We start from the raw sequence: 24,704 nt of genomic DNA on the forward strand, positions 1-24,704 counted from the left end.
TACACCCAGGCAGAACGGCTGCCTACAACTACACTGCCGGCGGGTCGGTCTCCCTGTCGAACACGCGCGGCCCCGCCAGGGCTGCGATGAATGCCGCCAGGGCCGGCTGCAGGTCGGCCGGCGCCGTGCCTATCAGGCCCGGGTCGGGCACGCCGCCCGGCAAGGTCGCCGGCACTCCTGCTGCCGCCAGCAGCGTCGCCCCCGCGCCCACCACCATCAGCGGCTTGCAGTGGCGGTATTGCAGCGTCACGAACTCCACTGCCAGCGCGTTGGCCGCCAGGGTTTCGGCCGCGGCATCGCCATCGGGCACCACCACGGCATCGAACAGCACTGCCGGCCCGGTCTCCAGCGACATGTCGGCCTCCAGTCCGCCGACCATGCCGACGTGGGGCGCCACCAGGCGCGTGACCGCGCATTGCGCTTCCAGCCCGGCCTGCAGCGCATCGACCATGGCCTCGTCGCAGCCGGCCGCGATCAGGATCGCGACCTTGCGGCCGTGGATGCCCACCTGCCCCGGCCGCGACAGAAGCGACAGCCCGGGCGACGGTTGGTAGGTGGGCAGCTCGCGCGTCGTGGCCATCGGCTGCGCATCCGGCACCCTGGTCCCCAGGCGCAGCGCCACCATGTCCGCCAGCGCCGCATCGACGTTGACCAGCATGGACAAGGTGCGTTCGCGTATGGCTGGCACCTGCACCTTACTTAATTCGAAGCTGAAGGCATGCGCGATGTGCATCTGCTCGGCCGGCGTCTGGCTTTGCCAGAACAGGCGCGCCTGCGAGTAATGGTCGGCGAACAGTTCCGGCTTGCCGCGCACCTTGTCTTCCTGCACCGGTTCCGGGAAAGACGTGAAGCCCATGCGGCCGGCCTGGAAGGGGCAGCCTCCGCCCAGCGAGTTCGGTTCATACGCTACGCGGCCGCGATGAATGGCCTGGCGGTGCATGCCGTCGCGCTGGTTGTTGTGCACCTGCGCGACCGGGGCATTGATCGGGATCTCATGGAAATTCGGCCCGCCCAGGCGGCTGATCTGGGTGTCCACGTAGGAGTGGATGCGTCCGGCCAGCAGCGGGTCGTTGCTGAAGTCGATGCCCGGAACGACATGGGCGGCGCAGAACGCCACCTGTTCCGTCTCGGCGAAGAAGTTGTCGGGGTTACGGTCCAGCACCATGCGGCCGACCGGCTGCAGCGGCACCAGTTCTTCCGGCACGATCTTGGTCGGGTCGAGCACGTCGAACGGGAATTCCGCCGCTACTTCTTCTGTGAAGACTTGCAGCGCCAGCTCCCATTCCGGATATTCGCCCATTTCGATCGACTCCCACAGGTCGCGGCGGTGGAAATCGGGGTCGGCGCCGGAAATGCGCACGGCCTCGTCCCACACGAGCGAATAGGTACCCTGCCTGGGCAGCCAGTGGAACTTGACGAAGCGCGACTGCCCCGCCGCATTGACCATGCGGAAGGTATGCACGCCGAAGCCCTGCATGGTGCGGAAGCTGCGCGGGATGGCGCGATCCGACATCAGCCACATCAGCATGTGCATCGATTCCGGCATCAGCGACACGAAATCCCAGAATGTGTCATGCGCGCTGGCCGCCTGCGGCATGGCGTTGTGCGGCTCCGGCTTGACCGCATGCACCAGGTCCGGGAATTTCATCGCGTCCTGGATGAAGAAGACAGGCATGTTGTTACCGACCAGGTCCCAGTTGCCTTCGTCGGTATAGAACTTGACGGCGAAGCCGCGCACGTCGCGTGCGGTATCGGTCGAGCCGCGCTCACCGGCCACGGTGGAGAAGCGCACGAAAACCGGTGTGCGCTTGCCCGCAGCGGCAAACGGCGCGGCGCGCGTCAGCTCCGTCAGCTCGCGGTAGCACTCGAAGTAGCCGTGCGCTGCGGAGCCGCGTGCATGCACCACACGTTCGGGAATGCGCTCGTGGTCGAAGTGCGTGATCTTCTCACGCAGGATGAAGTCTTCCAGCAGCGCGGGGCCGCGCAGGCCGGCCTTCAGGGAATTCTGGTTGTCGGCAACCGGCACGCCCTGGTTGGTCGTGAGCGGCTGGCCGCCGGCATCGGTACGGACCCGGTCGAGCGGTCCGTTATTGGGATTGTCGCCCTGCGGCGGCGTGCCGGCCCCGGCCTTGGGCGATGCGGCGCCCTCGCTGGCGGTGCCGGCTGTCTCCAGCGGATCCGCTGGACTGGCAGTGGCGCCGGCAGGCGGAACGCCCGCGCCATGCTCCGCAGCCTTGTTGACGTTGTAGGGAAATTGCGCGGCCAGTCCGGCGCCGCGTTTAGCCGGGTCAGGTTTGGTCGTGGGCACGGCGCGCTCCCCGGTTCAATGCTTGCGCGAACCGAGCAGCTTGGAGACAGCGTAGCCTGCGGCCAGCGCAACCAGCAGCGATTTGCCCGGGCTCTGGCGCACGTAGTTGCGTCCGGATTCGGCGAAGCGCTTGTAGGCAGCATTCAACTGGTCGCCTTTGGCGCCCACCTGGTCGGTGATGCTGGTGATGTTGTCGGCCACCTTGTCAATCGTGCTGTGCATGCCGGCGCGCAAGTCCTTGGCCGGGTTGTCGCTGCGGGTGATGTTGTTGTCCATGATCGGGTTCCTTATCGTTCAGGTTGCAGTGGAAGGGTCAAGATAAGGCTGCACGCTTGCATCCACCGTGCGCCACCTAACGATGTGCGGCGGCGATTTCAGGCAAGCTGAGATTGTCCCTGTTGAAAGGTGCCGTGTGATTCCTATCGACCCTGTCACGAGCGCAAGCACCGTCACGCCGGCAACGCTGGGCGACCGTGTGGCGCCGGCTTCGGCGACGCCTGCGCCCGCCAATACCACGCCCTCGGTGTCCTCGCTTGGCCTGTTCCTGTCCAACCTGGTCCTGGCGCAGCGGCGCTTGCGCGAGCTGGCCGCATCAGGCGGCGATGCCGCGGCATTCGCAGCTGCGGCCCAGCAGGTGGTCGAGAACATGAATGCCAACGCCCCCGCCACCCTGGCGGCCGTGCTGACATCGCAACAGGCAGCGCTGGGGCAGGCCGGGATCAACGTCGCCAGCGGCGGCACGCTGTCGGCGGACGACGGCACCCTGGCGGCGGCGTTCAACGCGGCGCCGCAACGTGCCATCGCCGGGCTCGGCGAAGCGGTCGGCGCGGTGGCCGACGCTGCCGCTGCCGCTGCCCAGCCTGGCGCCGGCGCACTGGCGCTGGCAGCCGCTGACGATGCAGCAGCGACACCGTCGCCCAACCTGGCAGACCTGGCAACTCAGCAGCGTATTGCGGCGGAACAGGCGGCCGAAACCCGCCGCGTTGCCAGCGAGGCCCTGGCCGCCAACCAGCTGGAAAATACCCAGCAGCAGCGTATCGCCGAGGCACAGGCTGCGGAAACGCGGCAATTGGAAAGTACCCGGGAAGAAGACCTCGCCGCACAGGCATTGGCCGACCGCCTCGACGCCGCGCGCCGCGCCGCCGTGCAAGAGGCCGAAACCAACCAGCTCGGCCGCACCCGTGCCGAACGCGCGGCGGCCGACCGTCTCGATACCGCACGCCGGCTGGTCGCAGAGCAAGCAGAGTCCGCCGAGACGGAAGAACTGATCGCCGCCCGACTGGCACTTGCCCGCCAGCAGGCAGCAAGCACTGCGAATGCCGCGCCCGCCAGCACTGCCGCCGGCAATGCACCAGCCGGTTCGGCTGGCGCGACGGCAGGCGAAACGCCATCACCGGCCCAGGCTGGTGCTGCCGCGAACGCAACAGCAACGATCGCTGGCCCGCCGACGCCCGAGCAGGCCGCGACAGTGGCCGCACAAGAATTCCGTGCCGAGCAAGCCGCGACAAACGCCGCACGTACGCGACAGGACCAGGCAGATGCCTCTGCAGCACAGGCCAGGCGCATTGCCGAAGAAAGCGAACGTACCCGCGCAGCCGCGACAAGCGACGCCCTGTCCCTGCAAGACCGGTTGACCGCCCAGCGCCTGGAACAGGCAAGGAGCGCCGCCCGCGATGTGGCGACCGAACAAGCAGAAGACCGTCTCGAAGCTCGCCGCCAGGCATTGCGTGAAGCCCAGGCCGCTGCGCAAGCTGCCGCCACGCTGACCAGCAACGCTGCCATCGCGCCACCGGCCGCCCCGCCCAACCCGGCCGTCGCTGGTGCACCGGCTGCACCGCCTGGCGCCGTCCCACCCGGCAATACCGCGATCCGCCCACCGGAGGCAGCAATCAGCGCGGCAGGACCACAGGTCAGCGGCGCAAGCGCAAGCGGCATTGCCGCCGGCCCAGGACCAGGCCCGGCGGCGGGCGCCGGCCAGGCCGGCGCCACCGCGGCAGGCACCTCCGCCACGGCCGCTGCTGCTGCCGCTGCCGCGCAGGAAGCGAGCGCAGCCGCCGAGCGCGCCGCCCTTGCTGCCGAGGCAGCGCGCCGCGCTGCCGCTCCCACGTCGCAGCAAGCCCAACGCCTGCAAGCCGCCGACCCCGCCATTGCCGCCGCTGTGGCGGCCTACCGTACCGGCGATATCGCCGCCGCAGCGGGACGTCCTCCCGCCGCGGCGCCGGCCATCGAACCGGTTCCCGCCCCGGTGGCCGTGCCCGCCACCACGCCCGTCGCGCCGGTCCAGTCACGCCCGGTCCAGCGCGCAGCAGAGCCCGCTACCGGCCGCCATGCCGGCGCGGGCGGGCAGCCGGGCAACAGTCCCGGCAGCGGCGCAGCGGGCGCCGGCACGCCCGGCGAAGGAGCGCTGGCAGGGCGCGCACGCGGCGGGCGGGCTGCGCCCGGTGCGCCGCAGGCTCCAGGCACGCCGGCAGCGCCGCCTCCCGGCAGCCGCATCGACAATAATGCCTGAAAGCAAACGGAACGTTGTCGGCACGCACTAGCTGATCTGTATCGTGCTCCCCCTCCCTTCCAGCCGGCGGCATAATCAAATGCATGATTTCCACGCCTCGCCGCCGCTTGCTGCGCACCGGTCCCCTGCTGTTGGCCAGCGCCCTCGGCTTGCCCATCCGGGCCAAGCCGCAGCCGGTCACGCTGATTGTCGGCGAAGCACTGGACCAGAATGGGAAGGTGCAAGCGCTGCGCCCCTGGCAGCAACAATTGTTCGCTTTCCTTGAGGCCGAACTCGGCGTCAAGTTCCAGCTCCGCATGTACCCCTGGGCGCGCGCCGAACGCAATGCCCGCAATGGCGCCGGCCTGGTTTTCGGCCTGCCCAAGAATTCCGATCGGTTGCGCGACCTGCACTACAGCGAACCGGTCGCCAGCAATACCTTGTGGATCGTCACCCGCAGCGACGCCACATTTCCTTTCGAATCACTGGCCGACCTGAAAGGCAAGACCGTCGGCGCCGTCCACGGCTACGGATACGGCGAAGAATTCGAACAATCGCGTAACAAACTGTTTCGCGTGGAAGACGATATTCCATCGCGCACCATACGCCTGCGGCGCCTCCTGTTGAAGCGAGTGGACGCTGTGCTGCTTTTCCAGCCTGACTGGCAGAATGCGGCAGAAGTGGAAGCCGAGTTGCGCGCCTTTGCTGCCCCTCTGGCCAGGGAACTCCAGTTGCCGCCGGGGCTGACGCTCAGCGTACTGCCTCGCCCAGTCCAGGCCGAGAACCAGCAGTACTTCGCTATTTCCAAGGGCAAGGACGCCGGCCTGATCGACCGCATCAACGCCGCCCTCGCCAAGCAGCAAAAGCGCGCCTCCCTCTCCAGTCCTCCCCGTGCTTCATGATGCGCTGCGGCTTGCCGCGCCGCCCGGATTGTGGATAATCACGCCATCGACAAACAAAGGGAGACCCTTCGATGAAGCTGAAGCACTCGGCAAGCGCAGCGGCGCTGCTGGCAATGGCCGCTGGCGCCTGCGCGCAGGACATGGTGGTAAAGATCGGCCATAGCGGCCCGCTGTCCGGCGCACAAGCGTTTTCCGGCAAGGACAATGAAAACGGCGCTCGCCTGGCCATCGAAGAACTGAACGCCAAGCCGATCACCGTCGGCGGCAAGAAACTCAAATTCGAACTGATGTCGGAAGACGACCAGGGCGACCCGAAAGCCGGCGTTTCCGCCGCCCAGAAGCTGGCCGATGCCGGCGTCAAATACGTGGTCGGCCCGTACAACTCCGGCGTCGCCATTCCCGCTTCCCGCATCTATAACGAAGCCGGCGCCCTGATCGCACCGGTAGCAACCAACCCGAAGTTAACACAACAAGGTTACAAGGGAATCTTTCGCATCAATGCCAGCGACACCCAGCTCGGCTCCAAGATGGCGCTGTACGCCGCCAATGAGCTGAAGGTGAAGAATGTCGCGGTAATCGACGACCGCACTGCCTTCGGGCAGGGCCTGGCGGAAGAATTCAAGAAGCAGGCACGCGCTTCCGGCCTGCAGGTCGCCGGGCACGAATACACTACCGACAAGGCGGTCGACTTCACCGCCATCCTGACCAAGCTGAAATCGAAGAACGTCCAGGCCGTATTCTTCGGCGGCTACGCGCCGCAAGGCGCACCGATGGCGCGCCAGATGAAGCAGCTGGGCATCCAGGCCAGGCTGCTGGGCGGCGACACCATCTGCACCGCGGAAATGGGCAAGCTGGGCGGCGATGCCGTCGGCGACAATGTCCTGTGCGCACAGGGCGGAGCGCTGCTGGAGAAAGCGGCTTCCGGCCCGGCCTTCAAGGCCAAATTCAAGAAGCGCTTCAATGCCGAACCGGACGTCTATGCGTCGGCCTACTACGACGCCGTGCTGATGTACGCAGCCTCGATGCAGAAGGTGAATTCGATCGACCCGGCCAAGGTCGGCGCCGATATTTCCGCCGGCAGCTACAAGGGCGTCTCCGGCACATACGCCTTCGATGCCAAAGGCGACATGAAGTCCTCGCCAGTGACCATCTTCAGCTTCAGGAACGGCCAGCCGGCCGCCATAGCAAGCTATTAAGAAGCCCCGCTTCCCCTGCGGCCGGCCACAGCAGCCGGCCGCAGTTCCCAACTGTCGCGAATCTTCCACAGTGACAATTGGAGAATTTATCGCGCGTTTTTGCCGCTAGACTCCTTCCTGTAGTTGCTGCACGGCCCCCCGGCCGCGCCACATGGCAACTCGCCAATCGGCCCTGTCCACGCTGCTTGCACCTGTCATTACTTCCGCCCAGCTTCCGCTGGCTGCCTGAACGCGAATCCGTGGAGAGACAAACAATGAACCTCAACCGAATGAAAGTCGGCACCCGCTTGCTCAGCGGCTTTGCCATCATTGCCCTGGTCGGCGCCCTGGTGGCCGGCATCGGCATTGTCAACATGAGCAAGTTGAACGATATGGGCGAGCGCGTCTACGAGCGCGAGTTGCTTGGCTTGTCGTACATAAAGGAAGCCAATATCAACCTGGTGTTCATCGGACGTTCGCTGCGCGGCTTGCTGTTGGCATCCAGCGAGCAGGAACGCGACAAATACCTGGCACGCATCGAAACCGGCCGCAGCGAGATGCGGGCCAACCTGGCCGAAGCGGACAAGCGCTTCTTTTCTCCCAAGGGGCGCGAATTGCTGGCCAAGCTGAACAGCGAACTGGAAGCCTACGACAAAGGCGTGCAGGAAGCCATGCGCCGCGCCAGGGCCGAGCCACTGCAGGAAAACCGTGACCTGGTCAACTATGTGCTGGGCTCGATGGCCAGCGTTTCCAACTCGGCTGACGACCGCATGTCCGAACTGGCGCGCATGAAGGAAAAGAACGCTGCCGAAGCGGCACGCGCCTCCGTCGACCTGTACCAGTCCAGCCGCAACTTCATGATCATGCTGGTGCTGGGCAGTGCATTGATGGGCCTTGGCCTGGGCGCGTGGATCACCCGCGGCCTGCTGCGCCAGCTGGGCGGCGAACCGGCTGATGCCGCGGCGATTGCCGAACGCATTGCCGGCGGCGACCTGTCGGTCGACATCCGCACCAGGCCGAACGACAAGTCCAGCATGCTGTTCGCCCTGGGCCGCATGCGCGACAGCCTGGCACAGATCGTGGGCCAGGTGCGCAGCGGCACGGAAACCATTGCCACTGCCACCCAGCAGATCGCGGTGGGCAACCAGGACCTGTCCTCGCGCACCGAGCAGCAGGCCGGCTCGCTGGAAGAAACTGCTTCGTCGATGGAGGAACTGACTTCCGCCGTACGCCAGAACGCCGACAATGCGCGCCAGGCCAACCAGCTGGCCGCGTCGGCATCGGAAGTGGCGACGCGCGGCGGCGCCGTGGTGGCGCAGGTCGTCGATACCATGGGCTCCATCAACGAGGCCTCGAAGCGCGTGGTGGACATCATCTCGGTGATCGACGGCATCGCCTTCCAGACCAATATCCTGGCCCTGAATGCCGCGGTGGAAGCGGCGCGTGCCGGCGACCAGGGCCGCGGCTTTGCCGTGGTGGCCAACGAAGTGCGCACGCTGGCGCACCGCTCCGCAGGCGCGGCCAAGGAAATCAAGGCGCTGATCGAGAACTCGGTGGCCTGCGCGGAAAGCGGCAGCAAGCTGGTGGACCAGGCCGGCCGCACCATGGACGAAGTGGTGGCGAGCATCGCCAGCGTGAGCGACATCATGGCGGACATATCGGCGGCCAGCGCCGAGCAATCGACCGGCATCGACCAGGTCAACCAGGCGATCTCGGAGATGGACCACGTGACCCAGCAGAACGCCGCGCTGGTGGAGGAGGCTGCCGCCGCAGCCGAATCGCTGCAGTCGCAGGCCAGCCAGCTGTCGGAACTGGTGGCGGTATTCACCTTGCACAAGGCGGCAACCAGTGCCGCCATCGCCGTGGCCGCCGCACCGCGCGCACCGGCCCATGCCGGCAAGCCGGCCAGCCAGCGTACGGCAACACCCCGCCCTGCACTGCCGCAACAGGCGCCCAGCCAGCACACCATTCCGCAGCGCGCCCGCAGCAAGGCCGCAGTGGTGAAGGACGACGCCGGCGCGTGGGCGGAGTTCTGAATCAGCCTGGGCCGCTCGAGCTGCCGGCGGCCGGCTTTTCCGCGCTGATCCAGGCGATTGCGGCCGCATAGCCTGGCGGCGCGGGCAAGCTGGCGGCGGCGAATCCTGGCCATGGCCAGCGGCCATAGGCCAGCCGGTAGCGGCCTTGTTCCAGCGCCAGCACCGACAGTTCATTCAGGTATTTCCCGATTCCTACGCCGATCGCCTTCAACACCGCTTCCTTGCCAACCCAGCGCGTGAAGAAATTCATCGGCGCCGCGCGCTCGCGTGCTGTCAGCGCTTCCTCTTCCACGCACGACAGGCGCTCGTCCTGCCTTTCGATGTCGACCCCGACCGGTCCCTGGCTGGACAAGGCGATCAAGGCATAGTCGCCGGAATGCGATACATTGAACCACAACCCCTGCACGCCGGCCAGCGCGGGCTTGCCGTGGCGGCCGGTGCGCAGCATCACTTCCGCGGGTGCGCATGCCAGCGACTCGCCCAACAGGCGGCGCAAGGCGGCACGTGCCAGCACGTAGCGGCGCAGCGCCGCAGGTGCGCGAAATTCTTCCGCCCGCCCGCGTTCGGCCCCGTTCAGCAATGCCCATGCCGGCTCCAGCGCGCCATCGAGCCGCACGCGCCACACGCTCAGGCCGGCCGGCAGCGGCGCATCCAGTTTCTCAGGCAGCATGCAGGGCAGGATCGTTGAGCGGTACGTTGCGCAGCCGCTTGCACAGGCCGAACATGGCCAGGCCCAGCACGCCCGCCGCGGCGCCCAGGACGAAAATGCCGGCGGTGGCCGACAACAGCTTGCCCAGCAAGCCGATGCCGATCGTGGCCAGCGAATCGCCAGCCGCATCCTGCGCCGCCCACAGGCCGTTGACGCGACCCAGGTAGTGGTCCGGCGTATGGCCCTGCACCAGTCCGTACTGCAGCAGCGACGCAATCGACACGCAGTAGCCGAAACAGGCCAGCAGCGCCAGCACGAAGGGGAACGCAGGCTGCACGCCCAGCAGCATCAGGCAGGCGAATGCCGCCAGGCTAGCACCGATCATGGCGCGGCCGGGGCGCTGCAGGCGCTCGGTCCAGCCGCTGACCACCGCACCCAGCGTGGCGCCCAGCGACACCGCCGAATACATCAGGCCCAGTTCCAGCGCCCCCGGCGCCATGGCCGGGAACAGCACGCGCACTGCCGTGGTCAGCGTCACCAGCGTGCCGACCAGCACCGTGGCGGCCAGCACCGGGCTGGTGGACAGGAAGCGCACCCCGTCGGCCAGCGCGCGCAGCGGGTGCTCATCGCTCGCATATTGCGGCAGCATGGCGGGCAGGCGCAGCAAAGGCAACAGCGTCAGGCCGGTGCCGACGGCGGCGACGGCATAGGCCCAGCCCACGCCGGCAGCGGCAATCAGGACGCCGCCGATGGCCGGCGAAATCACCGTCGCCAGCCGCATCGAGACCATGCTGATGGCGCGCGCCTGCATCAGGTTTTCGCGGCCGACGATGGCGGGCATGCAGGCCAGCAGCGCCGTCACGCCCAGGGCGCCGAAGAAGCCGTCCCAGGCCGACAGCAGGCACACCGCCCACAGCGACGGCGCCGGCAGCCAGGCATTGGCAGCCAAGCCGACGAAGCCCAGGCCGCAGATGGCGCGCGCCAGCAGGATCAGCTTGCGGCGGTCGTAGCGGTCGGCCAGCACGCCGCCCAGCAACAGCCCGGCAAACATGCCGCCGCCTTCCAGCGCCAGCGCCAGTCCCACCTGCAGGCTGTCGCCGGTCAGCGCGTACACCTGCATCGGCACCGCCACCGACAGCATGCCAAGCCCCAGCAGCGAGATGGTGCGGGCAATAAAGACGCTGCGGAAGTCGCGGTTGCGCCGCAGCAGGCCAAGGTCGACCAACATTTTCATGCTCATTTCCATTCCTTCGTTCATGCGCTGCGCCGCTGGCGCAGCTGGAGCCGCTGCTCTGCGCTGCCGATGGCGCGGTCCAGCAGCGGGCCAAGGGTTTCCAGCGATTGCGGCGACAGGATGTTTTCGTGCGAGCAGTGCGCCAGGTGGTGCACTTCCAGGTCCGTCACATGCCGGTGCCATGCCTCGACCGGGCTGATATACTCCGGCAAGGACTGGCCGGCGATGAACAGCGTGACCGGCCCGTCATAGTCCGGCGTGCGCGTTTGCGCCAGCAAGCGCACTGCGTCGCGGTAGTTGGCAAAGACCTGCTCCAGCATGGCCGCCTTCTCCTGCCGCAGCACTTCGTCGGTCTCGCCGTCGTAGGCATCGCCCAGCAGGCGTTCCTGTTCGCGTTCCGCGCCCAGCGCCGCTTCGGCGCCTTGCGGATCGGTCCAGTCGTGCACCTCGGCCGGATAGGTATCGAGCAGTCCGAGGAAGCTGACTTCCTCCCCTTGCGCCCGCAAGCGCTCGGCCACGCCGTAGGCGACGGTGCCGCCCAGCGAGTAGCCCAGCAGGTAGTACGGCCCCTGCTGCTGCACGCCGCGCACGATCTCCACCTGCCGGTCCAGCAGCGCTTCCATGTCGCGGCTGGCAGCCACCAGGCCATGGGGACGGGGAGACTGCAGGCCGACGATGGCGCGGCCGCCGCCAAGATAGCGCGATAGCACGCTGTACTGCCATGCGAAACCGGAACCCGGATAGAAGCAGATCAGCGGCGGCCCGTCGCCCTGGCGCAGCTGGATCACCTCGTCAAAGCCGTCGTTGCCGAAATCGTTGACCATGCCCTGGCTGTTCAACAAGGCTGCCAGGCGCGCCACCGTCGGCGCCGTCATGACCTGGCCCACCGTGATGCGCCGCTGCAGCGTGCGCCGCACTTCCGCCGCCAGCTTCATGGCCAGCAGCGAATGCCCGCCAATGGCGAAAAAGTCGTCGTCGGCGCCCACCGCCCCGGTCCCCAGCACACGCGCGAACACTTCGGCCAGCCGTTCTTCCAGCCCGCGCGCCGGGGCCCGGCCGGCCGGCGTGCCGCTGCGTGCCGGCAGCGGCAGCGCCTTGCGATCGAGCTTGCCGTTGGCGCTGAGCGGCAGGGCTGGCAGCGCCATCACCGCCACCGGCACCATATGGGACGGCAGGCGCGCCGCCAGTGCGCTGCGCAGCTGCTCCCCATCCGGTTCTGCGGCCGGCGCCGCGACCACATAGGCCAGCAATTGACGCGCATCCGCAGCGCCGCTGTCGCCGCCCAGCACTGCGGCTTGCACCGCTGCTTCGGCCACGCCCGGCTGCTCGCGCAACGCGGCCTCGATCTCGCCCAGCTCGATGCGTTGGCCGCGGATCTTCAGCTGGTCGTCGGCGCGGCCCAGGTACTCCACGATGCAGCCTTCCAGCCAGCGCACGATGTCGCCGGTGCGGTACAGGCGGGCGCCGGCCACGAACGGGTCGGCCACGAAGCGCGCCGCGGTCAGCCCCGGCTTGCCGATATAGCCGTCGGCCAGCTGGACGCCGCCCAGGTACAGCTCGCCGACCGCGCCCGGCGGGACCTGGCGCAGCCAGCGGTCCAGCACACGCAGCTGGGTGTTCCAGACCGGGCGCCCGATCGGCACGCCAGCACCGCCCTGCCCCATGTCGCCAAAGGCGGGCATGTAGCTGACGTCCACCGCAGCTTCGGTCGGGCCGTACAGGTTGTGCAGTGCCGCCGAACTGTATTGCGCGAATTCGCGCGCCAGCGACTTGCCAAGCGCTTCGCCGCTGCAGAAGACCAGGCGCAGGCTGGTGCAACGGCGCTCACCGAGCTCCGACAGGTGGCCGGCAAACACCGACAGCATCGACGGTACGAAATGCAGGCAGGTGACGCCATGCCGCTCGATAGCCTGCACCAGCGCGGAAGGGTCGCGATGCGCATCCGGCTCTGCCAGCACCAGGCAGGCGCCCTGCATCAATGGCCAGAAGAATTCCCACACCGAGACGTCGAAGCCGCAAGGGGTTTTCTGCAGCACGACATCTTCCTCGCGCAGCTGGTATGCATACTGCATCCACGCGATACGGTTGTAGATCGCCCGGTGCGGCACCATGGTGCCCTTGGGCCGGCCGGTGGTGCCGGAGGTGTAGATCACGTACGCCGGATGCGCCGGCGTGATCCTGACGTCCAGCTGCGGCGCAGGCGCGCCGGCCTGCGCCAGTTCGTCAAAGCGCAGCACCGGCGCGGCGGCCGATGCGAAGCGTCCGGCGTGGGTCTCGTCGGTGACCAGCAGGCGCGGCCCGGCGTCGGACAGCATGTAGGCCAGGCGGTCGGCGGGATAGCCCAGTTCCAGCGGCAGGTAGGCGGCGCCGGCTTCGATCACGGCCATGATGGCGATGCTGAGGCGCACCGAGCGCGGCAACGCCACCGCCACGATGTCGCCCGGCACAACGCCCTGCTGCACCAGTTGCGCTGCCAGGATGCACACCTGGCGCCGCATTTCGGCGTAATCCAGTGCGCAGCGCGCGTCGGCCAGCGCCGGGCGGTTGGGCGTGCGCCGCACCTGCGCGGCCAGCACGTCGCGCAGCGTCAGCGCGGACAGGTCGACGCTGGTGTCGTTGGCGGCAAGCAGCGCCTGCGCCTCGCCGGGCGTCAGCAGCGGGTAACGCGCCAACGGCAGCTGCGGGCTTTCCAGCGCCGTGCGCAGCACTTGCGCCACGCGCTGTGCCAGCGCAGCGGCATCGACGGCGGCGCCGCGCTGCTCGACCAGCAGCGTCAGGCGCTCGCCCGGCAGCACCAGCAAGGCCAGCGGGTAATGGCTGTAGCCGCGGTTGACCACTTCGCCGATGCGCAGCGGGTAGCCGTCGCATCCCGGCAGCTCCTGCGCCAGATAGCCGTTGTCCGGGTAGTTTTCCACCACCAGCAGCGTGTCGAACAAGGCCGCCGCGCCGGCCGCGCGCTGGATCGCAGCCAGTCCCAGGCCGTCGTGCTCCATCAAGGCGATATGGCGCCGCTGCAGCGCAGGCAGCTGGTCCCACAATGGCTGCGCCGCATCGAGGCGGGTGCGGACCGGGATCGTGTTGAGGAAGAGGCCGACCTGCTCCTCGATGCCGTCGATCCCGCCGTGGCGCCCCGACACCGGGCTGCCGAACAGCACGTCGCTGCGGCCCGCCATCATGCCCAGCACCTGTCCCCAGACCGCCTGCATCAGCACATTGAGCGTGATGCCGCGGCTGCGCAATGCGTCCTGCAGCTTCGCCGTCAGCGATGCCGGCAGTTGCAGCATGTATTCCTGCACCGGCGCAGCCTTCGCGGCGGCGTCGAACAGCAGCAGCGGCTCCGCGCCCTGCAGGTCCTCGCGCCAGGCGGCTTCCGACGCTGCGGTATCGCGTTGCGCCAGGCATTCCACCACACGCTCGTAGCTTGCGCGCAGGGGGGCAAGCGCGGCGCCGGGCTGGCGGTAGGCCGCCATCAGGTCGCGCAGCAGCAGCGGCGTGGACCAGCCATCGATGACCAGGTGGTGCACAACCAGCAGCAGCACGTGGCGGCGCGGCGCCAGTGTCGCCAGGGCCGCCTGCAGCATGCCGCCGAAGCGCGTGGTCGAACCGTCCCGCGCCAGCAAGGCGGACTGCAAGGCAAGCAGTTGCGCCTGGGCCTCCGCTTCCGGCAGGTGGCCGAAATCGTGCTGTTGCCACGGCCATACGGGCATCGCCCCGGGCGCGGGCATCAGGAACAGGGGCCGTTCGGCCGCATCAAGGTCGAACATGCCGCCCAGCTGAGGATAGCGGTGCAGGACGGCTCCGAGCGCGCCATGCAGCCGTGCCGCGTCGACTTCGCCTTCCAGGTGCAGCAATGTGAATGCGTTATAGCTGCCCTGCCCCTGCGCCGCTTGCGCCGTTTGCGCATGGAACAGCATGCCCGCCTGCAGCGGCAGCACGGGCAGGATCGCGCCGTGCGCACCGTGGCGTTGCTGCAGCAACGCGCGCTGCTGCGCGGTCACGGCGTCGGACAACAGTTCCGCCGGCGAAGCGGCGCCCGTCACGGCAAAAGGCGCCAGTTGGCCGGCCATGGCACGTGGCGTGCGCTGCGCGAACACCGCGGCCGGGCGCAGCAGGTAGCCGCAATGGCGCAGGGCGGTGCACAGCATGATGGCGGAAATGCTGTCGCCGCCAAGGGCGAAGAAGTCGTCGCCGGCCGACACGTGGGCGAGCTTCAGCACTTCGGCCATGGCGCGCGCCACCAGCAGGGGCAGCGGACCGGCAACATCGTCCTGCGCGGCCGATGCGCTCGCGGCTGCGGCCTGCGGCGCCGGCAGCTGCTTGCGGTCGACCTTGCCGCTGACATTGCGCGGAAACTTGTCGAGCACGACCAGCGCAGCCGGCACCATATAGTCAGGCAGGGACTGGCGCAGCGCCGCCAGCAGTTCGGCGCCACGGGCCGCGCGCCCGCCCTCGTCCAGGGCCGGCACCACGCAATAGCCGACCAGGCGGTGCGTATTGTTGACTGCCTGCGCCAGCACCACCACGCTTTCCACCCCGGGCAGCAGCGACAGCGCATTCTCCACTTCGCCCAGCTCGACGCGGTAGCCGCGCACCTTGACCTGGTCGTCGCCGCGGCCGAGGAATTCCAGCAGGCCCGCATGGTTCCAGCGCACCAGGTCGCCGGTGCGGTACATGCGGCTGCCAGGTTCGCCGAACGGGCACGCCACGAAGCGCGCAGCGCTCAGGCCGCCGCGCGCCAGGTAGCCCCGGGCCAGGCCGGCGCCGCTGATATACAGCTCGCCCGCCACGCCGACGGGCACCGGCATCAGCCGCGCGTCCAGCACATGCGCCACCGTATTGCCGATCGGGCGGCCGACTACCGGCTGCTCGCTGTCGGCCAGCGCGGCGCGCAGCGTATCCACCGTGTACTCCGTCGGGCCGTACAGGTTGTGCGCCTGCAGGCCGGGGAAGGAGCGCAGCTGCTGCCACAGGGCTGCCGGCGCCGCTTCGCCGCCGATGAGCAGGAGCGCCGGCTGGTGCCGCCCCGGCGCCATCAGGCCGTTGCCCAGCATCTGCGCCAGGAAGGAAGGCGGCAGGTCCATGGCGTCGATGCCGATGCGCTCGACTTCCTGCACCAGGCCGTACGCATCGCGCCGCATCTCCTCGTCGAACACATACAGTTCCTGGCCGCGCAGCATCCAGAACAGCTGCAGCCAGGACGAATCGAACGAGAACGAGTGCGTATGGGCGGCGCGCAGGGCGCGGCCGGGATAGCGTCCGGCCACAGCTGCCAATGCCGGGCCGTATACCGACTCTTCGTGCGCCTGGAACAGGTTGAGCAGGGCGCCATGCGTGTTCATGACGCCTTTCGGCCGCCCGGTGCTGCCGGACGTGAAGATGATGTAGGCCACGCCATCGGCCGGCAGCAGCCCGCCCCGCTCCTCCTCGCCCAGCGGCGCACAGGACAGCTGGTCCAGCGCAGTGCGCGCGGCGGCACTGTCGACGTCGATGCGGGCAATGCCTGCCGGCGGCGCGATAGCAGCCGCGCCGGTGGACAGCAGCAGGACAGGCGCCGCGTCCTCGCACATCATGGCGATGCGGTCCGCCGGGTAATCCAGGTCCAGCGGCAGGAACACCGCTCCGCATTCCATCACGGCCAGCATCGCGACCACCGATTCGGCCGAGCGGGGAATCGCCACCGCCACTACCCGGCCGGGGCCGGCGCCCTGGGTGCGCAGCAGGCGCGCCAGCTGGGCGACACGGTCCGCCAGGGCGGCAAAGCTCAGGCTGACGGCGCCGCACACCAGCGCCAGCGCGTCCGGCCGCGCCGCCGCTTGCCTCGCCAGCATGGCCGACAGGCGGTCCACGCCGGGCGGCGCGATGTCCGGTCCGCGCGACCAGGCGCCGATGCGGGCCAGTTCGTCCTCCGTGGCGGGCGCCAGCGCCTGCAGCTCGCGCTGCGGCTCCGCCAGCCATTGCTGCAACATGCCGGCCAAGCGCGCCGCATGCTGCTCCAGTTCCGCCACTTCGTAGCGTGCCGCGTCGGCGCGCAGTTCAAGCGAGATATGCTCGGCCACCTGCAGGTTGAATTCCAGGTCGTCCACCGGTCCGGTCGCCAGGTGATGCGTCAGGCCCTGCAGGCCAGCCAGGTCCAGCCGGTAATCGAACATCTTGAAGTTGACCAGCGCGCCGTACAGTTTGCGGCCGGTCCCGACCAGGCCCGCGTCGCGCTGGATCTGCTCCGCTTCATAGCGCTGGTGCGGGCGCACCACCTGGACGGCGGCGCGGAAGGCGCGCGCCACACCAAACCAGTCCATGCCGCCGGCCATCTCGACCGACAGCGGCAGCACATTGACCGTCGGCGCCAGCGCGTTGATGGCGCGCGCGCCCATGCGCCGCATGAACGGCATGCCGATGGCCTGCCGCTTCTGCCCGGTCATGCGGTACAGGTAAGCGGCCAGCAGGCCATGCAGCAGGTCCGGCACAGCCAGGCTTGCGGAAGCGGCGTGGCGCTGCAGGCCGGCGGCCGTATCGGCCGGGAATTCCCATGCCACGCTGTGTACACGGCCGGATGGCGGCGCATTGCGCAACGACAGGGTGGCCGCCGGCGGCAGGGCTTCGCAGAAGCCGGCCCAGAAGGCACGGTCGCGCTCCCGCGCATCGCTGCGCTGGTAGGCCTCGTATTCCGCGACTGCCACGGCCGCCGAAACGAAAGGCGACGGCGCGGCGGCAGCGCCGGCTGCCAGTGCGCCATAGTGGGCGGCGATGCGCCGCGTCAGGGCGAGGAAGCTGAAGCCGTCCAGCATGATGTGGTGGAAGCGCTGGTACCACAGCCAGTGGTCCCGGCCGACCTGGAACAGGGCCTGGCGGTAGCACGCATGGCCGCCGGACAGGTCGAACGGCGCCGCCATGTCGTCCCGCATCCAGGCGTCGGCCCGCTGCCGTGCGTCGGCATGGCAGCGCAGGTCGAGCTGCACCGGCGGGTCGATGCCGTCTGCAGCGGAAGCTGTGCGCAGCTGCTGGCGCGCGCCGGCTTCGGTCTCGACGTAGCGGGCAGTCACCGTATCGGCTTCGGCCAGCCCGCGCTGGATCGCGCGCGACAGCAGCTCCGGCTGCAAGGCGCCGCGCAGTTCGATGCAGTGGGCAATGAGGTAGCCCTGCTTGTTCTCGGCCACCTGGTCTGCCAGCCAGATGCCAAGCTGGCTGCCGTTCAGCGGCAGGTATTGCTGGTCCATGGATTTTCCTCAGGCGCGGGCCGCGAACGGGTTGATGGTGTGCCAGTAGCTCTCGATGTAGTCGATGCACTCGCGGCGCGGCGCCGGACCGTGCTGCACTTGCCAGCCGGCCGGTTGCTCGGCGAACTCGGGCCACAGGCTGAATTGGCCGGCGCCGTTGCGCAGCACCGTGAACCGGTAGCTTTCGTCGTCAAAAGGATTGGTCGTGTTTTCGTTGCTCATGGTTCCTGGGTCTCGTCAAAGTCATTCATCAATTCACACAGCCCTTCCAGCAGGCCGTCGCGCCAGCACAGCCAGTCGTGGCCGCCGCGCACTTCGCGCAGCATCGAGCGGTGGCCGGCGGCGCGGAGCGCCTGGTGGAAGGAGCGATTCGGGCCAAGCATCTGGTCTTCGTAGCAGCCGATCTCCAGCAGGAAGCGCAAAGGCCGGCCGGCAGCCGGTCCTTGCGCCACCGAGCCGGCAAGCCAGCCGCCGCTGGCGGTATCGGATGGATCGGGCCACCAGAACGAACCGGATTGGCTCAGCACATTGCCAAAGCGCGCGGGCCAATGCAGGGCCGCATAGGCTGCAGCAAGGCCGCCGAAGCTCTGTCCTGCGACAATCGTACGCCCCGGCAGGGCGCTGAACGGTTCCAGCGCGTACGCTGCCGGCAGCAGTTCCTGTTGCAGGGCTTCCCAGAACGGGGCGTGGCAGGGCAACTCCAGGGCGCGCCGTTCCGGCGTCACGGCATCGACCAGCAGGTAGATCGCCGGGGGCAGCGCCCCTTGCGCAGTCAATATGTCCAGCGCCCCGAACAGCGGCATCTGCCGCGCCCAGTACTGGCCATCGAGCAGGACGACCAGCGGCGCATCGTTCGCTTCCTGCGGCGCCGTGCGGTAGATCCACGTGTCCCGGCCGAGGTCCAGCGCGGCACTCTGCCAGCGATGCTGGTGCAGGCGGCCTTGCGGCGGGCCCGCCTGCGCCCAGGCGGGATGGCTGGCGGCATCCGGCAGCAGCAGCGGCGACAGGGGCAGGCCCCAGCTGCCGCCATGGGCCGGGCCCGGATTCAGCGGGTCGGCCTGGGCGTTTGTCTCCAGCAGGCCGACCCACCAGCGGCGCAACGCTGCGCCGCCGCCCTCTTGCGGCGCTTCCTGTCCCGCGCCAAGCGGCATCAGGAAGTAGCTGCCGCGCCAGTCAGGCGGCAACCGGGTGCTCCAGCTCCACACGTCTGTCCCGGGATGGTGGCGCATGGCGGCCGGTCCCACGCCGGGGTGCGGCGTGTGCGAATACACGTCGATGTAGACAGCCCGCGCCTGCGCGGCGGCCGGCGCACGCCACAGGAAAGTGACGTTGCAATCTGCGGCGTACTCCAATAGCGGGGTGCCGCGCGCGGCGACCTCGTCCCACCATGCCGGACTGCCAAGATCGGCACGGTCCATCATGCCTGGCGCTCCTGCGGAAATGCCGGTTCCGGCGCAGCCGCGGCAGGCGCCGCCCACACGCTGTCCAGCGGACCGCTGCGGGCACGGCGTGCAGCCAGGCGCGCCCCCCATGCCAGCGGCAACGCCAGCACCAGCGCAGTCAGGTCGACAGCCACCGCGCCCAGGCTGCCATGCGCCCACATGCCGAGCGAAGGCGCCAGGCGCGCCAGCAGCGAGGTGGCGGGAATCGCGCAGCCGGCCAGGGCGCACAGCGCCAGCAATTCTGGCGCGGCACGCGCGGCGCCGCGCCAGAAGGCCCACGCCACACAGGCCAGGAAGACGATGTAGTAGGTCGTCATCAGCACCGCATTGAGGTTGCCCGACGCAGCGTGCAGCCACTTCGCAGCCAGCAAAGCAGCCGCCACGCCGGCCACGCTGCCAAGGCAGACGCCGACAGTGGCGGCGGCCAGGACGGCCGTGCGGCGCGGCTGGGCCGGTGGCGCCTGGTCGCGCAACTGGTTCTTGCGGCGCTTCTCGAGCCACAGCAGGTTGCCCGAATAGAACAGGAACGCTCCGGACAGCCCGAAAGCGAAATAGATCCAGCGCATCCAGTCACCGCCGTAGCTGCCGAAATGCAGGGCGAAGAACGGCGCCACGAGGCTGCTCCACGTATCGCTCTTAGTGGGCAGCATGCTGCTGTTCAGCACCTGGCCGTTGTACGGGTCCATCAGGAGATAAGCGGATACCGCGCCGCGCACCACGTAATCCTCATTGGCCACGCCGACGCGGACCAGGGGACGCGGGCTCTCCAGGTCCATGAACAGCATTTCCGTCACCTCGAATCCCGGTGCTTCCTGCTGCGCCAGGCGAACCAGTTCGCTTGCCGGCGCCAGCTTCGTCACGTCGCCCGGTCCCGCGGTTCCGCTCGGGCGTGCCCACATCTTCTGCTCGCCGTACACCACATGCTGCAGGCTGTCGTAGAACTGGTCGTGGAAGGCGAACACGATCACCGTCAGGCTGATCACGATGTGGAACGGCAGGCTGGCGATGCCGATCACATTGTGCGCATCGAGCCAGAAGCGCTTGCGGTTCTTGCCCTTGCGCAGGGCGAAGAAGTCCTTGACCAGCGTCGGCAGCAGCAGGACCACGCCCGACACCAAGGCCAGGAAATACAGCACGCCCGCCACGCCCATCAGGTACACGCCCAGGTACTCGTCGCCCAGCGTGCCGGGAATGCCGCCGGTGCGGTGCAGCATGTCGACCAGTTCGCCGAGCAGGGACGGCCGCACCTCCTGCGCCACCAGCTTGCCTTGCTCGTCCAGGCTTGCCTGCCAGCGCATGGCGTTCAGGTCGATGTCGCGCCCCGCATGGCCCGCGCTCCAGGTCACCGGCGCCGGATTGTTTTCATGCCGCACCACGTGCAGCGTGAATTCCTCGCGCGCAGCGGGATGGGCAGCCAGCACTTCGCGCACCACGCTGTCGACCTGCTGAGGCGCCAGCGCGCTGGCCAGGGCGGAGGGTGCGCTGACCCAGCGCTCCAGCGGGTGCTTGAACATGGTCAGCGCGCCGCCAAAGAAGCCGATGAACAGCAGGATGCCGGCGCAGATGCCGGTCCAGGTATGAAGGGATTGGTAAATGCGAAGGATATCGCTGCGGACTTTCATGGCTTACCCCAGGGTGGAACGGATGTAGAACAGCAGGCTGTAGGCGGCCACATTGGCGCCGCCCAGCCACAGCACGGCGCGCAGGCCGCTGCGGAACAGGTAGACCGTGGAGAAAACGGCCATCCACAGCGGCGCCATGATCCACATGACGAACTGCGCCTTCTCGCGGGCATTGATGCCGCCCGGCCCGGCCCAGGCGAACAGCCCGGCGAGGGCCAGCGCCAGCGTGGCGCCCAGCACTGCGCCGGCAAAGGTCTTGCTCCACCAGTCCGGCCGGATCGCATCGGGTTTGGCGCTCATGGTTTTCCTTTCAACAGGGAGCCGAACGGCAGCAGGCTGAATGCCAGCATGCTGGCGACAGTCCACGCGAACACCGCCGCCAGCGGCGACAGCGCAATGCAGGCGGCGGCCAAGGCCAGCAGCAGGGCCAGCGCGCCGGCCGCCACGCGAAGCGGGCCAATCGGCTGCGCCAGCCAGCCCTGGTGGCGGTGGCCGAGGTAGAGCAGGCAGCAGCCCGCAATGTCAAGCAACAGGAACAGGATCATTTGCAAATGCCCGGCGTTGGCCGAGTTCAAGGATGGAGAGATAGAACAGCGGCACCAGGAACACGCCCAGGGCCGTGGAAAGGAGCACGCCACCCAGCACGCTGGCCCCGATGGCCTGCTGCGCTGCCGCGCCGGGCCCGTTGGCCAGCACCAGCGGCACGATGCCGGCGCCGAACGCCAGTGAGGTCATCAGGATGGGCCGCAGGCGCTGGCTGGCGGCGGCCGTGACGGCAGCCCAGGGCCCCTGCCCTGCGCGCACCGCCGCCACGGCGAATTCGACGATCAGGATCGCGTTCTTGGCCGACAAGCCCACCGTGGCCAGCACGCCGACCTGGAAGAAGATGTCACGCTCGAGACCCAGCACGCCGGCGCCCGCCACCGCTCCCAGCACGCCCGGCGGAATTGCCAGCAGCACGCAGAACGGGATCGACCAGCTGCCATACAGGCCGGCCAGGCAGAGGAACACGAACAGCACCGATACCGCGTACAGCATGGGGGCCTGGCCGCGCGACAGCTGGTCCTGGTAGGACAGGCCGCTCCATGCCAGGCGGCTGGAAGGCTGCTGCGCCACCAGCGCCTCGATGCGCGCCATCGTGTCGCCGGAACTGGCGCCGGGCGTTCCGGCGCCGCTGATGTGCACTGCCGGCAGGCCGTTGAAACGGCGCAGCTGCGTCGGGCCGCTGTCCCAGCGCGTACCGGCGAAGGCGGACAGCGGCGTCATGGCATTGCCGCTGCCGCGCACCGACCAGTGCTGCAGGTCGTCCGGCGCGGCGCGCCACTGCGCATCGGACTGCACCAGCACCTTGCGCACGCGGCCTTCGTGCAGGTAGTCGTTGACGTACACGCCGCCCCAGGCCGCGCTCAGGGTGCTGTTGACATCGTCCAGGTTCAGGCCGAGGGTCAGCGCCTTGGCCTGGTCGATGTCGATGCGCAGCTGGGCCTTGCTTTCGCTGCCGTCGGCTTCCGCATACATCACGCCGGGCAATTCACCCGCCCCGGCGGCCAGTTGGGCGGCCCGTGCGGCCAATGATTCCGGCGTCGCGCCGGAAGTATCCTGCAGCCAGAATTCGAAGCCGCTGGTCTCCCCCAGGCCGTCGATCGGCGGCGGCACCATGGCAAACACCCGTGCATCGCGCAGCTTGCCCAGCGCGCCGGTGGCGCGCGCGGCAATCGCCTGCGCCGAGTTCTCCGCTCCCTTGCGTTGCGACCAGTCCTTCAGGTTGACGAAGGCCATGCCGGCATTCTGGCCGGCGCCGCCCATGCCCATGCCGGCAATGGTGTACACCATCGCGACGTTGTCCTTCTCGTTCTCGCGGAAATGGCGCTCGATCTGACGCGCCAGTTCGGCCGTGCGCGGATAGGTGGCGCCGGCCGGCAGCGCAAAACGCACCATCACCGTGCCCTGGTCGTCGACTGGGATGAAGGATGCCGGGAGGCGCTGGTAGCCCCAGGCGGCCGCCCCCAGCAACACGGCGTACACCGCGCCCAGGCGCCAGCGGCGGCCGGGCAATTTTTGCAGCAGCCCGTCGTAGCGCCGCTGCAGCGCCGCCATGGCACGCGCAAATCGCCCGTCCGCACCGTGCGCCGCGGCGGGACGCAGCAGCGCTGCGCACAGCACCGGCGTCAGGCTGATCGCCACCAGCACCGACAGCGCCATGGCTGTGACCAGCGTGACAGAAAACTGGCGGTAGATCACTCCGACCGAACCGGAGAAGAAGGCCATCGGCAAGAATACCGCACCCAGCACGATGGCAATGCCGGCCAGCGCACCCGTGATGCCGCGCATCGACTGCAGGGTCGCTTCGCGCGCGCCGATGCCTTGTTCCGCCATGATGCGCTCGACGTTCTCCACCACGACGATGGAATCGTCCACTAGCAGGCCAATCGCCAGCACCATCGCAAACAGCGTCAATGTATTGATCGAGAAGCCGGTCAGGGCCAGCACGCCGCAGGTGCCAAGCAGGACCACCGGCACGGTGATCACCGGCACCAGCGTGGCGCGCCATCCCTGCAGGAAGACGAACATCACCAGCACCACCAGCAGCACGGCTTCGGCCAGCGTCACCGCCACCTGGCGGATTGACAGCTTGACGAAGCGCGTGGCGTCCTCCGGATAGGCCGCCTCCACGCCGGCCGGGAAAGACGGCTGCAGCGCCGCGATGCGCTCGCGCACGCCGGCCGCCGTGGCCAGGCCGTTGGCGCCCGGCGCCAGCATGACCGCAAAGCCCGAAGCCGGCTGGCCGTCCAGGCGCGACGCGGCCCCATACGATTCGCTGCCGAGCTCCACCCGCGCGACATCGGACAGGCGCACCACGGCACCGTCCGGGCGGGTCTTCAGGATCAGGTCGCGGAACTGCTGCGGCGTTTTCAAACGCGACAGCGCAGTCACTGACACGTTCAGCGCCTGCCCCGGCGGCGCCGGACGCGCGCCAAGCTCGCCCACCGGCACCTCGGTATTCTGGCTTTCGATGGCGCGCACCACGTCAGCCGGCATCAGGCCGAAACTGTGCAGCTTATGCGGATGCAGCCACACGCGCATGGCATACGGCGAGCCGAAATTCCGCACCTCGCCGACACCCGGGACGCGGCTGACCGCATCGATCACCTGGCTGCTCATCCAGTCCGCCAGCGCCGCCTCGCCCAGCGCGCCCTGGCGGTCGCTGAACACCACCACCATCAGGAAGCTGTTCTGCATGGCCGTCACGCTCAGGCCATTCTGCTGCACCGCACGCGGCAGGCGATAGGCCAGCTGGTTCACCTTGTTCTGCACCTCCAGCTGGGCCAGCGCCGGGTCGGCGCCCTGCTCGAAGGTGAGCATGATCTCCGCCTCGCCCGCCGAGCTGCTGCTGGCATCGAAATAGGTCAGGTGCTTGAGGTTCTTGAGCTCCTGCTCCAGCACCTGCACCACGCTGTGCTCGACCACCTGGGCCGAGGCGCCCGGATAGCTGGCCGACACCCGTACCGTCGGCGGTGCGATGTTGGGATACTGTGCCACCGGCAGCAGGGCCAGCGCCAGCAGTCCGCCCAGCATGACCGCCGCCGCCAGGACCCAGGCCAGCACCGGCCGGGCGATAAAGAAACGCGCCACC

At 68.6% G+C, this 24,704-nt stretch carries 15 protein-coding genes; 4 read left to right on the top strand and 11 right to left on the bottom strand.

Translation table 11 applies throughout. The features are described 5' to 3' along the window. Nucleotides 1-28: 28 nt before the first annotated feature. Nucleotides 29-2,308 carry a catalase gene (locus tag ACN9MY_RS26215; protein ID WP_426319103.1) on the bottom strand — a complete coding sequence of 760 codons (2,280 nt, stop codon included), beginning with the start codon at nucleotides 2,306-2,308 and terminating at the stop codon, nucleotides 29-31. 15 nt (nucleotides 2,309-2,323) lie between these two features. Next, nucleotides 2,324-2,584, bottom strand: a complete 261-nt coding sequence (locus ACN9MY_RS26220; protein ID WP_426164350.1) for a hypothetical protein — start codon at nucleotides 2,582-2,584, stop codon at nucleotides 2,324-2,326. 136 nt (nucleotides 2,585-2,720) lie between these two features. Here ACN9MY_RS26220 and ACN9MY_RS26225 point away from each other — a divergent pair, with 136 nt between their 5' ends. The 4 genes from ACN9MY_RS26225 (at nucleotide 2,721) to ACN9MY_RS26240 (ending at nucleotide 8,909) form a co-directional block, all read left to right on the top strand. Next, nucleotides 2,721-4,817, top strand: a complete 2,097-nt coding sequence (locus ACN9MY_RS26225) for a hypothetical protein (RefSeq protein WP_426319104.1) — start codon at nucleotides 2,721-2,723, stop codon at nucleotides 4,815-4,817. Nucleotides 4,818-4,900: 83 nt separating this feature from the next. Continuing rightward, nucleotides 4,901-5,698 carry a substrate-binding periplasmic protein gene (locus ACN9MY_RS26230; RefSeq protein WP_426319105.1) on the top strand — a complete coding sequence of 266 codons (798 nt, stop codon included), beginning with the start codon at nucleotides 4,901-4,903 and terminating at the stop codon, nucleotides 5,696-5,698. A 71-nt stretch (nucleotides 5,699-5,769) separates the two neighbouring features. Next, on the top strand, nucleotides 5,770-6,894 hold the full coding sequence (locus tag ACN9MY_RS26235) for a branched-chain amino acid ABC transporter substrate-binding protein (RefSeq protein WP_426319106.1): 1,125 nt from the start codon (nucleotides 5,770-5,772) through the stop codon (nucleotides 6,892-6,894). 254 nt (nucleotides 6,895-7,148) lie between these two features. Then, on the top strand, nucleotides 7,149-8,909 hold the full coding sequence (locus ACN9MY_RS26240) for a methyl-accepting chemotaxis protein (protein WP_426319107.1): 1,761 nt from the start codon (nucleotides 7,149-7,151) through the stop codon (nucleotides 8,907-8,909). Nucleotide 8,910: 1 nt separating this feature from the next. Here ACN9MY_RS26240 and ACN9MY_RS26245 read toward each other — a convergent pair whose 3' ends face one another. Genes ACN9MY_RS26245 through ACN9MY_RS26285 form a run of 9 tightly spaced genes read right to left on the bottom strand, consistent with a single transcriptional unit; the run spans nucleotide 8,911 to nucleotide 24,703 of the window. Beyond that, complete coding sequence (locus tag ACN9MY_RS26245) at nucleotides 8,911-9,579, bottom strand: 4'-phosphopantetheinyl transferase superfamily protein (protein ID WP_426164360.1); 669 nt, start codon at nucleotides 9,577-9,579, stop codon at nucleotides 8,911-8,913. Continuing rightward, the gene (gene entS, locus ACN9MY_RS26250; protein WP_426319108.1) at nucleotides 9,569-10,792 is read right to left on the bottom strand and encodes an enterobactin transporter EntS; all 1,224 of its coding nucleotides are present in this window, start codon (nucleotides 10,790-10,792) and stop codon (nucleotides 9,569-9,571) included. Before entS ends, ACN9MY_RS26245 begins: the two co-directional genes overlap by 11 nt. Nucleotides 10,793-10,812: 20 nt before the next feature. After that, nucleotides 10,813-18,006: an amino acid adenylation domain-containing protein gene (locus ACN9MY_RS26255; RefSeq protein ID WP_426336363.1), complete on the bottom strand. Its 7,194-nt coding sequence runs from the start codon at nucleotides 18,004-18,006 to the stop codon at nucleotides 10,813-10,815. Between the two features lie 9 nt (nucleotides 18,007-18,015). Then, nucleotides 18,016-18,228, bottom strand: a complete 213-nt coding sequence (locus ACN9MY_RS26260) for an MbtH family protein (protein WP_426319110.1) — start codon at nucleotides 18,226-18,228, stop codon at nucleotides 18,016-18,018. Further along, on the bottom strand, nucleotides 18,225-19,427 hold the full coding sequence (gene fes / locus ACN9MY_RS26265; RefSeq protein WP_426336364.1) for an enterochelin esterase: 1,203 nt from the start codon (nucleotides 19,425-19,427) through the stop codon (nucleotides 18,225-18,227). The genes ACN9MY_RS26260 and fes overlap by 4 nt, the downstream gene beginning before the upstream one ends. Continuing rightward, nucleotides 19,424-21,070 (bottom strand): PepSY-associated TM helix domain-containing protein, encoded by a 1,647-nt coding sequence (locus ACN9MY_RS26270; protein ID WP_426164371.1) that lies wholly within the window; start codon nucleotides 21,068-21,070, stop codon nucleotides 19,424-19,426. The genes fes and ACN9MY_RS26270 overlap by 4 nt, the downstream gene beginning before the upstream one ends. A 3-nt stretch (nucleotides 21,071-21,073) precedes the next feature. After that, nucleotides 21,074-21,370, bottom strand: coding sequence for a hypothetical protein (locus ACN9MY_RS26275; protein ID WP_426164374.1), 297 nt, complete (start codon nucleotides 21,368-21,370; stop codon nucleotides 21,074-21,076). After that, nucleotides 21,367-21,615 carry a hypothetical protein gene (locus ACN9MY_RS26280; RefSeq protein ID WP_426319111.1) on the bottom strand — a complete coding sequence of 83 codons (249 nt, stop codon included), beginning with the start codon at nucleotides 21,613-21,615 and terminating at the stop codon, nucleotides 21,367-21,369. Before ACN9MY_RS26280 ends, ACN9MY_RS26275 begins: the two co-directional genes overlap by 4 nt. Continuing rightward, entirely contained in the window at nucleotides 21,593-24,703 is a 3,111-nt protein-coding gene (locus tag ACN9MY_RS26285; protein ID WP_426336365.1) for a multidrug efflux RND transporter permease subunit, read from the bottom strand. The genes ACN9MY_RS26280 and ACN9MY_RS26285 overlap by 23 nt, the downstream gene beginning before the upstream one ends. Between the last annotated feature and the right edge of the window lies 1 nt (nucleotide 24,704).

Origin of the sequence: Pseudoduganella sp. R-31, from assembly GCF_049913235.1 — a bacterium.
GTDB lineage: Bacteria > Pseudomonadota > Gammaproteobacteria > Burkholderiales > Burkholderiaceae_D > Rugamonas.